The sequence below is a fragment of the Virgisporangium aurantiacum genome, from assembly GCF_016863635.1.
Lineage (GTDB): Bacteria > Actinomycetota > Actinomycetes > Mycobacteriales > Micromonosporaceae > Virgisporangium > Virgisporangium aurantiacum.
Genome location: NZ_BOPG01000009.1, coordinates 101482 through 114809 on the forward strand (window position 1 = coordinate 101482; position 13328 = coordinate 114809).

General features: G+C 71.4%; 16 protein-coding genes. 3 read left to right on the forward strand and 13 right to left on the reverse strand.

The features are described from left to right. The first annotated feature begins 1 nt into the window (after position 1). Positions 2-1075 carry a hypothetical protein gene (locus Vau01_RS06255; protein WP_203988215.1) on the forward strand — a complete coding sequence of 358 codons (1074 nt, stop codon included), beginning with the start codon at positions 2-4 and terminating at the stop codon, positions 1073-1075. On the opposite strand, the gene Vau01_RS06260 is transcribed toward Vau01_RS06255, so the two are convergent. From Vau01_RS06260 to Vau01_RS06300, 9 genes are all read right to left on the reverse strand, one after another. Further along, entirely contained in the window at positions 1072-1908 is an 837-nt protein-coding gene (locus Vau01_RS06260) for a lysophospholipid acyltransferase family protein (protein WP_203988216.1), read from the reverse strand. The two genes, Vau01_RS06255 and Vau01_RS06260, sit on opposite strands and share 4 nt — an antisense overlap. Next, positions 1901-2941, reverse strand: a complete 1041-nt coding sequence (locus Vau01_RS06265) for an NAD-dependent epimerase/dehydratase family protein (protein ID WP_203988614.1) — start codon at positions 2939-2941, stop codon at positions 1901-1903. Before Vau01_RS06265 ends, Vau01_RS06260 begins: the two co-directional genes overlap by 8 nt. A 145-nt stretch (positions 2942-3086) precedes the next feature. Beyond that, positions 3087-3230 (reverse strand): 30S ribosomal protein bS22, encoded by a 144-nt coding sequence (locus Vau01_RS06270; protein WP_444546020.1) that lies wholly within the window; start codon positions 3228-3230, stop codon positions 3087-3089. 71 nt (positions 3231-3301) lie between these two features. Further along, entirely contained in the window at positions 3302-3550 is a 249-nt protein-coding gene (locus tag Vau01_RS06275; RefSeq protein ID WP_203988217.1) for a helix-turn-helix domain-containing protein, read from the reverse strand. Positions 3551-3633: 83 nt separating this feature from the next. Beyond that, a complete protein-coding gene (locus Vau01_RS06280) occupies positions 3634-4818 on the reverse strand; it encodes an ABC transporter permease (RefSeq protein ID WP_203988219.1) in 1185 nt (394 codons plus the stop codon). Continuing rightward, positions 4815-5504 carry an ABC transporter ATP-binding protein gene (locus Vau01_RS06285; protein WP_203988220.1) on the reverse strand — a complete coding sequence of 230 codons (690 nt, stop codon included), beginning with the start codon at positions 5502-5504 and terminating at the stop codon, positions 4815-4817. Before Vau01_RS06285 ends, Vau01_RS06280 begins: the two co-directional genes overlap by 4 nt. Further along, positions 5501-6853 (reverse strand): efflux RND transporter periplasmic adaptor subunit, encoded by a 1353-nt coding sequence (locus Vau01_RS06290; protein ID WP_203988222.1) that lies wholly within the window; start codon positions 6851-6853, stop codon positions 5501-5503. Before Vau01_RS06290 ends, Vau01_RS06285 begins: the two co-directional genes overlap by 4 nt. 36 nt (positions 6854-6889) lie before the next feature. Next, positions 6890-8137, reverse strand: coding sequence for a hypothetical protein (locus Vau01_RS06295; RefSeq protein WP_203988224.1), 1248 nt, complete (start codon positions 8135-8137; stop codon positions 6890-6892). Positions 8138-8173: 36 nt separating this feature from the next. After that, positions 8174-9094, reverse strand: a complete 921-nt coding sequence (locus Vau01_RS06300) for a proline dehydrogenase family protein (RefSeq protein WP_203988226.1) — start codon at positions 9092-9094, stop codon at positions 8174-8176. A gap of 114 nt (positions 9095-9208) precedes the next feature. Between Vau01_RS06300 and Vau01_RS06305 the strand changes: the two genes are divergently transcribed. Next, positions 9209-9742 (forward strand): CGNR zinc finger domain-containing protein, encoded by a 534-nt coding sequence (locus Vau01_RS06305; RefSeq protein WP_203988228.1) that lies wholly within the window; start codon positions 9209-9211, stop codon positions 9740-9742. Positions 9743-9748: 6 nt separating this feature from the next. Here Vau01_RS06305 and Vau01_RS06310 read toward each other — a convergent pair whose 3' ends face one another. Continuing rightward, positions 9749-10549, reverse strand: coding sequence for a sugar phosphate isomerase/epimerase family protein (locus Vau01_RS06310; RefSeq protein ID WP_203988230.1), 801 nt, complete (start codon positions 10547-10549; stop codon positions 9749-9751). 35 nt (positions 10550-10584) lie between these two features. Continuing rightward, positions 10585-11529 carry a Ppx/GppA phosphatase family protein gene (locus tag Vau01_RS06315; protein WP_203988232.1) on the reverse strand — a complete coding sequence of 315 codons (945 nt, stop codon included), beginning with the start codon at positions 11527-11529 and terminating at the stop codon, positions 10585-10587. 44 nt (positions 11530-11573) lie between these two features. Between Vau01_RS06315 and Vau01_RS06320 the strand changes: the two genes are divergently transcribed. Further along, positions 11574-12398 carry a DUF3109 family protein gene (locus tag Vau01_RS06320; RefSeq protein WP_373320183.1) on the forward strand — a complete coding sequence of 275 codons (825 nt, stop codon included), beginning with the start codon at positions 11574-11576 and terminating at the stop codon, positions 12396-12398. On the opposite strand, the gene Vau01_RS06325 is transcribed toward Vau01_RS06320, so the two are convergent. Both Vau01_RS06325 and Vau01_RS06330 read right to left on the reverse strand, forming a co-directional pair. Continuing rightward, positions 12382-12519: a hypothetical protein gene (locus Vau01_RS06325; protein WP_203988234.1), complete on the reverse strand. Its 138-nt coding sequence runs from the start codon at positions 12517-12519 to the stop codon at positions 12382-12384. The genes Vau01_RS06320 and Vau01_RS06325 overlap by 17 nt on opposite strands. Before the next feature lie 121 nt (positions 12520-12640). Beyond that, positions 12641-13327 (reverse strand): response regulator transcription factor, encoded by a 687-nt coding sequence (locus Vau01_RS06330; protein ID WP_203988235.1) that lies wholly within the window; start codon positions 13325-13327, stop codon positions 12641-12643. Position 13328 lies beyond the last annotated feature (1 nt).

Sequence of the window (13328 nt, forward strand, 5' to 3'; positions counted from 1 at the left end):
TGTGGCCGGCGCGGTCGGCCTGGTTGTCGCCGTGCTGGCCGCCGGCCGGCTGCTGACCATGCCCGAACCCGCCGCGCCACCACCACCGCCCACGGCCGAGACCGCCGTGACCGATCTCTGGCCGTCGGCGTCGATCGTGCGGTCGCCGGGCCGGCTCGGCGACGGCCGCGCGTACACGCCCTTGTTCCACCTCGACCCGGCGACGTCGGTCGGCACCGCGCTCACCGGCGACGGCGCCCACCTGCGGCTGATCGTGCGGTCCGGTTCGGCCGAGCGCGAGGTGCTGCGCCGGCCGGCCGGCGACAACCCGCAGTTCAACGGCTTCGCCACCGCTGGTGACGACCTCGTGTTCATGGTCTCCTCCAACAGCGACGCGGCCGCCGCCACCTCGGTGCTGTACCGCGCGTCGTGGCGGGCCGGCGGCGCGTCGGTGCTGACGGCGGACACCGGCGCGGTGATCTTCTTCAACTCCCAGTACGACGTGGTGATCATCGAGGGCCGGGTGCACTGGGCCGCCGCCGGCGAGGGCACGCAGTCGACCGAGGTCAGGTCGGTGCCGCTGGGCGGCGGGCGGGTCGCCGTCCAGTCGGTCGACGGCGCCTATGCGTTGTCGGCGTGGCCGTGGCTCACCAGCGCCGGCGGCAGCCAGGGCGGCTCGGTCGAGCTGCGCAACCTGGTCACCGGCGAGCGCCGGACCGTCTCCGGCGCGGCCAACGAACTGGTGAACTGCGGCCCCGTGTGGTGCCGCGTGATGATCCTCGGCGCGGCGGGCCAACCGGCCCGCACCGACGTCATGCGCCCCGACGGCTCCGACCGCAAACGGATGGCGGCCGGCACCATCTCGTCGGCGGTGCTCGACGTGGCCCTGATCGACCGGTTCGAGGTGCTGGCACAGACCACGTCGTCCGGCACCGGCACGCTGAAACTGATGCTGTTCGACGTCTCCACCGGCCGCTCGGCGGTGCTGGCCACCGCCGTCGCGACGGTACAGGCCCGCGGCTCGACCGTGTGGTGGTCCACCGGCTCCGACGAGGCCGTCGAGTGGTTCGCCCTCGACCTCGGCAAACTTACCTAGGAGAACGGGTCGGGGCGGCGTTCCAGGAGTTCGTAGAGGGACTGCTGGATGGTCTCGCGCACCTGGTCGGCCAGGTTGAAGATCACCAGTGGATCGTCGACGTCGTCGCTGAGGTGGCTGGTTTCGATGGGCTTGCCGAACTCGATCAGCCACTTGCTGGGCAGCGGGACCATGCCCAGCGGGCCCAGCCACGGGAACGTCGGCGTCACCGGGAAGTAGGGCAGCCCGAACAGCCTGGCCAGCGGCTTCACGTTGGCCAGCATCGGGTAGCTCTCCTCGGCACCGACGATCGCGGCCGGCACGATCGGCACACCGGTGCGCAGCGCCGCCGACACGAAGCCGCCGCGGCCGAAGCGCTGCAACTTGTACCGGTCGGTGAACGGCTTGCCGACGCCCTTGAACCCCTCCGGGAAGACGCCGACCAGTTCGCCGTTGCCCATCAGGCGCTCCGCGTCGGGGCCGCAGGCCAGCGTGCCGCCGCCCTTGCGGGCCAGTTCCGACAGCACCGGCATACGGAACAGCAGGTCGGCGCCGAGCAGGCGGAGGTAGCGCTCGGCCGCCTCGTGCACCGCGACGCTGAGCATGAGCGCGTCGAGCGGGATCGTTCCGGAGTGGTTCGCGACGATCAGCGCGCCACCGTCGACCGGGATGTTCTCCGTACCGGAGACCTCGGTGCGGAACCAGTTACGGAACAACGGGCGCAGCAGCGGCAGGTACACCGAGTCGGTGATGTGCTTGTCGAAGCCGAACTCGTCGACCTCGTAGTCGCCGGTGAGCCGGTGCCGCAGGGCGGCGATCACGCCGGCGACCCGCTCGTCCCAGATGTCAGTCATCGCTACTACTCTGCCTAATTGCGCCGCGGACGCGGCGGATCTGTTCCAGCACCAGCTTCTCGGCCTCGCGGAGGCGCTGCGGCCGCAGCGGGCCGGGCTGCTGTGCCCGGATGAACTCGTCGAACGCCTCGGCGGTGGTGCGCGGCTCGAACCCGAACTCCTCGATCAGAGCCGAGGTGTCGACGACCCGGCCGTGCACGAACAGGTCGAGCTGGTCGAGCGAGAAGTCGAGCATGCCCGACCGCTTCGCGAACGCCGCGACCCCGCTGAGGCCGGGTTCGAGCGTGGGCGCGGCGATCCGGCCGGCGCGGCGGATCGCCTGGTTCAGCGTGAGGACGCCGCGGCCGGCGACGTTGTACGTGCCGGGATGGGTGCCGACGATCGCCCGGTGCAGCACCTCGAGCGCGTCGTCGACGTGCACGAACTGCAGCCGCGGGTCGCGACCCAGCACGGTGGGCACCACCGGCATGGAGAAGTACCGCGACAGCCGCGTGTCGGCCTGCTGGCCGATGAACGGCGCGAACCGCAGCACGGTGGCGGCCACGTCGGGCCGGCGACGGCAGAAGCCGCGCACGTAGCCCTCGATGTCGAGGACGTCGCGCGCGAAGCCGCCGCGCGGCACGTCTCTCGGTTCGGTGTCTTCGGTGAAGACGGCCGGATCGCGGAACGACGCACCGTACGCGGCCGTGGACGACCGCACCACCAGCTTGCTCAGCAGCGGCGCCTGCTGGCAGGCGGCCAGCAGCTGCATCGTGCCGATGACGTTGGATTCCTTCATCGCGGCACGGCCACCGCGCTGCCCATCGGGCGCGGTGGCCACGGCGAGGTGCACCACCGCGGTGATGTCGGCGGTACCGAACAGCTTCAGCAGCTCACCGGTGCGCAGTTGCGCCTCGTGCAGCTCCACGCCCGCCATGTCGACATCGGCCAGCGGGTTCGCGTCGATGCCGATGACCCGGCCGATCGCGGGGTCACCGGCCAGCCGGGCCGCGACCCGCGCGCCCAGATACCGCCCGACGCCGGTGACGAGCACGACAGGCTTGGGGGCCTTGGGTGCGGCCTTACGACGGGACGAGGTGCCGCGCGCCGAAACGGTTGATTTGTCGCCGACAGCGGCGACCTTGTCAGCGCGACGTCTGCTGCTCGGTTTCCCGTCGCTCACGGGCTCCGGCTATCTGTTACTTGCCGAGACGGCGACGCTGGACGCGGGTCTTGCGCAGCAGCTTACGGTGCTTCTTCTTGGCCATACGCTTGCGGCGCTTCTTGACGACCGAGCCCATACGAATGTTCCCCTTAACGCGTACGCGCGTACTCGCCGGCATCTGACGCCGGGCACGACGAAATAGTTTGCGCGCTCCAGGGTAGCCCGCCTGCCACCGGATAGGGAAACTGGTCAGGCTGTTTCGCGGAACGCCCCGCGCAGGTACGCGTGCACGGCGTGCTCGGGCACCCGGAACGACCGGCCCACCCGCACGGCGGTGAGGTCGTTCGAGTGGACGAGGCGGTACACCGTCATCTTCGACACGCGCATCAGTGACGCGACTTCCGCGACGGTCAGGAAGCGGACGTCGCCAAGCCGCTCGTCGTTGCGAGCCTCGGACCTGGATTCGATCCGGGCGTCGCCTTGAGGTGCTGCGGTCATGACTCCTCCGTACCCGTCCGTCTACGTACTAGAAAGGTAGCCGGACTGGTGTGACGGGCGCGGCTTTTCACCACATTTCGTGTCTACTCGGTGCGCAGAGCCACCACGGGATCGAGCCGACCCGCGCGCTGGGCGGGCACCACACCGAAGATGATCCCCACCGCCGCCGAGACGCCGAACGCCAGCGCCAGCGACCACCAGGTGATCGCCGCCGGGATCGGCGACAGGGCCGACACCAGCAGCGACGTGCCCACACCGAGCGCCATGCCGATGGTGCCGCCGAGCGAGGTCAGCAGCACGGCTTCCAGCAGGAACTGCGTCCCGATGTCCCGGGGTCTCGCCCCGACGGCCTTGCGCAGACCGATCTCGCGCGTCCGCTCGCGCACCGACACCAGCATGATGTTCGAGACGCCCACGCCGCCGACCAGCAGCGAGATCCCCGCGATCGCGGCCAGCACGCCGGTGAGGATGCCCAGGATGTCGCCGAGCACGCCGAGGATCTGCTCCTGCGTCACCGCGCTGAACTCGGTCTCCGGATGCCGCCGCGAAAGCTCGGTAACGATGCGTTTGCCCAGGTCGTCGATGGTGTCCCGGTTGGGCGCGCGGATCGCCAGCGCGTCGATGCGCGTGGTGCCGAAGACGCGGTGCGCGGTGGTCAGCGGGATGTGTACTTCGTTGTCCCGGTCGACGCCGAGGCTCTGCCCCAGCGGCGCGAACACCGCGATCACCCGGAACCGCACCCCCGCGATGTTGATCTGCTGCCCGACCGGGTCGCGGTCGCCGTACAGGTTGCGGGCCACCGTCGCGCCCAGCACCGCGACCCGCCGCTGCGTGTCGACGTCGGTGCGGGTGAGGTAGCTACCGCGGGCCACATCCCGGACAAAGACATTGGTGGACGTCTCCAGCGTGCCCAGCACACTCGTGAACATGTCCCTGGTGCCGGCCCGGACGGTCTCGCCGGACGCGACGCTCGCCGCCACCCGGTTCCGGTCGCCGACGATGCGGGTGACCGCCTCGACGTCGGACATGCCGAGGCGGGAGACGGCCGGCGCCGCGCCGAACTCGACCCGGCCCGGCACCACCACCAGCAGGTTGGATCCGAGGCCCTCGACCTGCTGCTCGACCTTCCGCTTGGTGCCGGTGCCGATCGCCACCAGGATCACCACCGCCGCGACGCCGATGATCACGCCGAGCATGGTCAGGCCGCTGCGCAGCCGGTTCGCCCGCAGCGCGCCCAGGGCCACCCGCCACGCCTCGCCGACCCTCACGAGGCCTCGGAATCGTTCACGACCACGCCGTCACGCATCTCGATCTGTCGCCGCGCCCGGGCCGCGACCTCCCGGTCGTGGGTGACCATCACCAGCGCCACCGAGCGCTCGGCGTTGATCTCCTCCAGCAGGTCGAGCACCGCCCGCCCGGTCGCCTGGTCGAGGTTGCCGGTCGGCTCGTCGGCGAGCAGCACCACCGGCTCGGTGACCAGCGCGCGGGCGATCGCCACCCGCTGCTGCTCGCCGCCGGAGAGCTGGTTGGGCCGGTGGTCGAGCCGGTGACCGAGGCCGACCCGGCCCAGCATCGCGGCGGCCCGGCGACGCCGTTCCCCCGTGCGCACCCCCCGGTAGACCAGCGGCAGCGCCACGTTGTCGACGGCGGTGGTGCGGGCGAGCAGGTGGAACGCCTGGAACACGAACCCGATCGTCTCGTTGCGCAGCTTCGCCAACTGTCCGGCGTCGAGGTCCGCGACGTCGCGGCCGCCGATGCGCAGCGTGCCGCTGGTGGGCCGGTCGAGGCCGCCGAGCAGGTGCATCAGCGTCGACTTGCCCGAACCGGACGGCCCGAGCAGCGCCACGTACCCGCCGGTCGGCACCTCGAGCGTCACGCCGCGCAGGGCGGGCACGGTGACCCCGTCCAGCTCGTAGGTGCGGGTGAGGTCCTGTGCCACCAAGGCCGCGTTCATAGTTTCTGGCCGGCCCGCACCTGGTCGGCGCCGCGCACCACGACGCGGTCGCCCTCGTTCACCCCGTCGGTGATCTGCACCAGGTCGGTACCCGCCACGCCGACGGTCACCGGCATCCGCTCGGCCTTGCCGTTGCGCACCACCCACACCTGGTCGCGCCCGTCGGCGTTGAACACCGACGCCGCCGGCACCACCACGACGTCGTCGGCCGACCGCACCGACAGGTGGGACACCGCGCTCATCCCCGGACGCGGTGCCGGCGCCGCCCGCCCGTCGGCGAACGTGCCGGCGCCCAGCGCCAGGCGCGCCCGGTACGACACCCCGCCCTGCGCCGACGCGCTGGGCAGCAGGTCGACCGAGCGCACCGTCGCCTCGTACCGCGCGCCCGGCGCGGCGTCGAGTTCGACGGTGGCCTTGATGCCGGGCGTGACCAGCAGCACGTCGGTCTCGTCGACCTCGGCGAGCAGGCCCGGCCCGGTGAGGTCGACCACGGTGAGGATCGTGGTACCGGCGCTCACCCGGGTGCCGACGGCGGGCGCCGGGTCGATTCCGGGACCGGTGGCGGCGGCCTGCGGAGCCGCGCCGGCCGCCGCACCGGCCGCGCCGAGCGCCGCCGCGTTGCCGCCGAGCAGATCGGTGATCGACGGTCCGGCCGTGGTGGCCGGGCCACCCAACTGGACGACGCCGGCCACCGGCGCCCGCAGCGTCAGCGCGTCGACCGTCGACTTCGCCAGGTCGTAGGCGGCCTTGGCCTGGGTGCGCTGGGCGGCGGTCAACGCGTTCATCGCCTGGCTGACGCTGGCGAGCCCGCGTTGCACCGACGTGATCAGGGCCCGGGCCGAGGCGGACGACTCCTTGTAGGCCGCCTCGGCGGCGTCGACCTGCGTGAGCAGCGCGGTGCGCGTCCCCGGATCGGTGATCTTGTTCGCGGCCTCGCGCGCCTGCGCGAAGGCCGCGGCGGCCGCCTGATCGGTGCGGCCCTGCGCGGCCGACAGATCCTTGACCCCGCCCACCGAGGAACCGCCGCGGCTCAAGGCATTCAGGGCCTCCTCCGCCGTCGCGAGCTGCTGCTGCGCCTTCGGCGAATCGATGACCGCGAGCACCTGGCCGGGCGCGACCGTGGCACCGGGCTCGACGGCGAGCAGGCCCAGCGTGCCTTCGGCCGGTGAGCTGAGGGTGGCGACCGCGCGGGCGGTGACCGTGGCCGGGGCGTCGACGACCTCCGTGACGTCGGCGCGGCCGGCGGTGCCGAGGCCGACGTCGTCGGAGTCGTCGGAACAGGACGCGGCCGTGACCAGCACCGCCGCGATCACGAGGAAGGCGGCCACGACCGAGGGAGGACGTCGCACCCCGCGAATGGTAGTGCGCCGTACCTGAGAAGAACTTCAGCCGACGACGGATCGGACGTATCGATCGCAGTCCGCGGCGGCGTCCGCCCACGGCACCCCGAACGTCTCCGGTGCGGCCTGCTCCGCCGGTCGTCCGTCCCGCGCCACGGCGGCGAAGAACGCGAGCAGTTTGTCCTCGCCGAACCGCTCGGAGAGCCGGCGCACCGCGAAGTACGCGACCCCGTACCGGCCGGTGGCGTCGCCGACGCTCGCCGTCTCGGCCGGCGCGGCCAGCGCCGCGGTGCCGGGCCACTTGCCGCTGCCGACGTACGCGCGGGTGCCGCCCAGCCACGGGTAGGTGCCGGTCGGCTTGCCCACGTGCGTCACGTACTCGGCCATGCCCTCGACGAGCAGCCAACTGTCGGTGTAGTTGCGGCGGACCCCGGCCAGCGTGCTCACGTGCGAGAACTCGTGGGTCAACGTGTTGAGCGCCTCGCCGCCGTCGATGCGGGCGGCATTGAGCACGATCTCGGTGTGCTGGGGCGTGATCGGCATGGCGTACCCGGCGGCCCACGCCGGCTGCTTGACGCCGTACCAGGTCGACCACTCGTCGGCACCGGCCAGGTAGACCACGTAGCGCGAGGGTGGCGGGCGCCAGCGTGCGTAGCGGTCGGCCTTTTCGGCGGCCTTCTCGGCCGCCTGCAGCGTCGCCTGAAGACGGGACGCGTACCGCGGCGACGCCGCCACGACCACCCGGTTGCCGATCGCGGCCTGAAGCTCGCTGACCTCCCACGGCCGCGGTCCGTAGCGGGTGGACCTCCCCCACTCGGCCAGATGGGCGCCTTCCCCGTTCACCGTCCAGAGCGTCGGGACGAGCACCGGAGCCGCGCCGCACCCCGGCGCGCCCGCGCAGAACGTCAGCTCGACGGTGACCCGCCAGCCACCGGCCTCCGGCTTCGGCGGCCCGTCCAGGTGCGCCGCGAAGTCGGTCGCCCGGACCGCGCGCAGCGCCTCGAACCGGCGCCGCATCGCCTCCTGCAACGGCTGCTCGACGGGCGTGAGGAACGCGGTGGCGTCGCCGCGGTTCACGGCCGCGACCTGCACGCCGGTCGCGGCGGTGATGGCCTCGGTGGCCCGCGCGGCGGCCGGGTCGGAGTCACCGTCCGGTGCGGCCGCCCCCGCGGCGGCCGGAATCCCGGCGGCCCGCCCGGCGGGTCCGAACCTGCCGGTCGCGACGGCCGCCGGTCCGCCCAGCAACACGAGCGCCGCACCGACGGCCAGGGCCGACCGGATCCGTAAATTCACACCCCTGGGTACGCGGGACTTTTACGGACGGATCCCTCAGCCGCGAGACAGAAGCGCCCGGACGAAGAACGCGCTGTTCGCCGGGCGCTCGGCCATCCGACGCATCATGTAGCCGTACCATTCGGTGCCGTACGGAAGGTAGACCCGCACCGTGTACCCGAGCCCGGCCAGCCGGAGCTGCTCGTCGGGCCGCACGCCGTGCAGCAACTGGAACTCGAACTCGTCGGGGCTGCGGTCGAACCAGCGGGCCCGGTCCTCACCGATCGCGATCAGGCGCGGGTCGTGGGTGGCGACCATCGGGTAGCCGGTGCCACCCATCAGCGCGTTCAGGCACCGCACGTACGACTTGTCGACCTCCAGCCGGGTCTGGAACGCCACCGACTCGGGCTCCCGGTAGGCGCCCTTGCACAGGCGCACCCGCAGGCCGTCGACGGCCAGGTCGCGGCAGTCGGCCTCGGACCGGCGCAGGTACGCCTGCACCGCCACTCCCACCGTCGGGAAGTCGACCCGCAGCTTGTGCAGGATCTCCAGGGTGGAGTCGGTGGTGGTGTGGTCCTCCATGTCGAGGGTCACCGTGGTGCCGGCCTCGCTGGCCCGGGCGCAGATGCTGCGGGCGTGCTCGTATGCCTGCTTGTCGTCGAAGACCTGGCCGAGCGCCGAGAGCTTGACGCTCACCTCGGCGGCCGGGGTCAGTTCGGCGGCGTGCAACGCGTCGAGCAGGGTCAGGTACTCGTTCGCGGTGGCCTCGGCCTGCGCCGGGTTGGTGGTGTCCTCACCGAGGTGGTCGATGGTCACGGCGAGGCCGTTGTCGACCAGTTCGCGACTGCACCGCAACGCGTCGTCCGACCCCGTGCCGGCGATGAAGCGACGCACCACATTCCGGCTGACCGGGGCACTTTCGACGAGCCGCTCGACCCGGTGGGAGCCGGCGGCGGCAAGAATCACCTTGCGCAGCATGCCCGGAGCGTACCTGCCTGCTAACTCGCGAGCGCGTTTAGCTGGTGTTACACGTCGGTAAGGGACACTTGGTTGCGTATCGCTTACGCAATGAATAGTGGTTACCGTTGGCGCGTGAACTTCGAGGCTTACGCCCACACTGCGGTCAACCTGGTGAATGCGCCATTGACCGATATGGCGGACATGGTGGCGATGTTCGGCCCGGAGAGCTGGGAGGCCAAGGAGGCCACCGAGCGCGACCTCCACTCCCTGCGGCGGGCCCGCAAGCGGCTGCGCGAGGTGTTCGAGCACGGCTCCGCCGGGCGCGACGCCGACGCCGTCGCCGAGCTCAACACCCTCCTCGTGTCGTTCCCAGTGCAGCCCCGCATCTCCGGGCACGACACCGCCGACTGGCACATGCACGTCACCGGGCGGGGCGCCTCGGTGAGTGCCGAGTACGTGGCCGGCGGCGTCTGGGGGCTGGCCGTGTGGCTGTGCGAGTTCGGCAGCGCCCGGTTCGGCGTCTGCGCCGACGAGCGGTGCGGCAACGTGTACCTGGACACGTCGTCGAACAACTGCCGGCGGTTCTGCTCCGAGCGCTGCGCGACGCGGTCGCACGTCGCCGCACACCGCGCGCGCAAGAAGGCGCTCGCGATGGTCGACGCTTAGCCGGCCTTAAGCGGTGACGGTCGTGCCCAGGTGCGTTCGCGCGAACCGGAGGGCCTCGGCCAGGTCGGCCTCGCGTTCGCCACGGCTGGCGGCCTTGCGCGTCGCGACCTCGACCGCCACCGAGCCGGTGAAGCCCCGGCCCGCCAGCGACGACAGCAGCGGGCCGCACGGCTGCGTGCCGCGACCGGGCACCAGGTGCTCGTCGCGGCCCTCGCCGGTGCCGTCGCCGAGGTGCACGTGGGCGAGCCCGCCGGCCATCCGGTCGGCCATGTCGATCGAGTCGCCGCGGGCGGCGGCGCAGTGCGACAGGTCGAGCGTGTAGTGCTCGAACCCGGCGACCGTCGGATCCCACCCGGGCGCGTACGGCACGATCTGCCGCTTGCCGACCCGAACCGGGTACATGTTCTCGATGGCGAACTTCACGCTCGGGTGCGCCTCGCGCAGCCGGGCGAGGCCGGCGGTGAAGTCGCGGGCGTACTCGCGCTGCCAGGCGAACGGCGGGTGCACGACCACGACCGGCGCGCCGAGCGTCTCGGCGAGTTCGGCGCTGCGACGCAACCGCTCGTAGGGGTTCGGGCTCCACACCCGCTGGGTCACCAGCAGGCACGGCGCGTGAATCGACAGGATCGGCATGCGGTAGTGGTCGGAGAGACCGCGCAGCGCCCCGGCGTCCTGACTCACCCGGTCGGTCCAGACCATGATTTCGAGCCCGTCGTAGCCCAGGCCCGCGGCCAGCTCGAAGGCCGCCGCCGTTGGCTCGGGAAAGACCGACGAGCTCGACAGGAGAACGGGCACCCGGGACTTCACAGGCCAAGCCTACAGACCGCGACCTGAACGGCCCCTCAAGCCGATTCGAGAACGTCCAACCGGCGCAGGATCACGCCTTCCCGGAGCGCCCACGGGCACAGGTCGATCTCGTCGATGTCGAGCTGGCGCATGGCCGATTCGGCGACCACCGCGCCGGCCAGGATCTGGTGTGCCCGGCCGGCGCTGACCCCCTCCATCGCCGCCAGCTTGCTGGCCGGGATGTGCCGGATGAACGAGAGCACCTGGGCCAGCGCTCGTCGGGTCATCGTGCGGCGGACCCGCGGACCGGCCGCCGACGGGGCACCGCCGGCCAGCCGCACCAGCGTCCGGAACGTCTTGGACGTGCACACCGGCCGGTCGAAACCGGCGTCGTTGAGCTTCGAGGCGACCGCGGCGATGCGCTTGTCGACGTGCTCGACGAGCGCCTCCACCCGCTCGGGGTCGGGCGCCTCGTCGTCCATCCGGGACACCTTCACCCGTTCCCGGGTGAGGCGGCCGGCGCCCAGCGGCAGCGACATCGCGAGGTCGGGTTCCTCGTTGATGCCGCCGGCGATCTCCAGCGATCCGCCACCGATGTCGAGGACGAGCAGCCGCCCGGCCGACCAGCCGAACCACCGCCGCACGGCGAGGAACGTCATGATCGCCTCGGCCTCGCCGGACAGGACCTGCAGCTCGACGCCGGTCTCCGCGCGGACCCGGCGCAGCACCTCGGCCGAGTTCGACGCGTCGCGCACCGCCGAGGTCGCGAACGCCAGCAGGTCTTCGGTCTTGTAGTTCTCGGCCGCGTCGCGGGCCTTCGCCGCGGCCTCGCACAGCGCGTCGGCGCCCGATCTGGTCAGTTCTCCATCGGACCCGATGCGCTCGGCCAGCCGCAACTCGGCCTTCTCCGAATACGCGGGCCACGGATGCGCGCCGTGGTGCGCGTCGACCACGAGCAGATGCACCGTATTCGAGCCGACATCCAGGACCCCGAGACGCATACGCCTAACGTAATCGCGAGCGGGTGTGGACGTACGCTGTGGCGATGGAAATCTCCGTCTCGGTGGACGACCCCGACGACCCGCGCAGTCTCGAGGTCGACCTGGACTTTCCCCGGGAGTGGCTGGAGTTCACCGATCCGGCCAACGAGAACCACGTGATCCGTGCGGACCTCACGTGGCTGCTGTCGCGGTGGACGTGCATCTTCGCCCGCGGCTGCCACGGCATCGTCCCGGGCAAGGCCGCGAACGGCTGCTGCTCGCACGGGGCGTTCTTCACCGACGGAGACGACGAGAAGCGGGTCAAGAAGGCGGTCAAGCGGCTCACCCCGCTCACCTGGCAGCACTACCGTCGCGGGTTCAGCAACTGGACCGAGATGGACACGATCGACGGCGAGACCCCCGCCCGGCGCACCGCGACGCAGGGCTCCAACGGCCCGTGCGTGTTCCACAACGACGCGACGTTCCCCGGCGGCGGCGGGTGCGCGCTGCACGGGCAGGCCCTGCGCGACGGCGTCCACCCGCTGGAGTACAAGCCCGACGTGTGCTGGCAGCTGCCCATCCGGCGCGATCAGGACTGGTCGAAGCGCGCCGACGGGTCACAGATCCTGCTCACCACGCTCAGTGAGTTCGACCGGCGGGGCTGGGGCGAAGGCGGCCACGACCTGCACTGGTGGTGCACGTCGTCACCGGAGGCGCACGTCGGCTCGAAGCACCTGTACCTGGAGTACGAGCCCGAGCTCACCGCGCTGATCGGCAAGCCCGCGTTCTCGAAGCTCGCCGAACTCTGCGCGAAGCGGGCCGAACTGGGCCTGGTGGCACCGCACCCGGCGTCACCGCCGCAGCAGCTGAAACTCAGGCCCCGCGCTTGATGGCGGCCAGCCGCCGGTAAATTCTGTCGATGGACAGGCCGATCATCGCGCCACCAGCTGCTACCAGCGCCGACACGGTGTCGGCGGTGGTCCAGTAGAAGTTGCCGAAGTCGAAGTCCATGCCGTCCCCATCGCTCGGTTGGCCTTGGTCAAAGAGACCCAGAGGCTACCTTCACCGGTCGGGCGGCATCCCGACAATCAGACTTTCGGCCCAAAAGGACGAACCGTCAGGTGTTGGCGATCTACGGCTCGAACTTGTATCCGAGACCACGCACGGTGACGATGTGACGCGGCGTCGGTGGCTCCGGCTCGATCTTGGAGCGGAGGCGCTTGATGTGGACGTCGAGCGTCTTGGTGTCACCGACGTAGTCGGCGCCCCACACGCGGTCGATGAGCTGCCCGCGGGTGAGCACCCGGCCGGCGTTGCGCAGCAGCAGCTCCAGCAGCTCGAACTCCTTCAGCGGAAGCTGCACCGCGGAACCGCTGACGGTGACCACGTGCCGGTCGACGTCCATGCGCACCGGACCGGCCGACAGCGTCGGCGGGCCCGTCTCCGTTCCGGCGTCCTTCGAATGCCGGCGGAGGACGGCCCGGATCCGCGCCACCAGCTCGCGTGGTGAGTACGGCTTCGTAACGTAGTCGTCGGCGCCGATCTCCAGGCCGACCACCTTGTCGATCTCGCTGTCCCGCGCCGTGACCATGATGATCGGCACCTGTGACTTCTGCCGCAGCTGGCGGCAGACCTCGGTACCGGACATCTCCGGCAGCATCAGGTCGAGCAGCACGATGTCGGCGCCGGTGCGGTCGAACTCGGTGAGCGCCTCCGTACCCGTTTCCGCGACGGAGACCTCGAAGCCCTCCTTGCGCAGCATGTACGAGAGTGCATCGGAGAACGAGAACTCGTCCTCCACCACCAGCACACGTGCCACG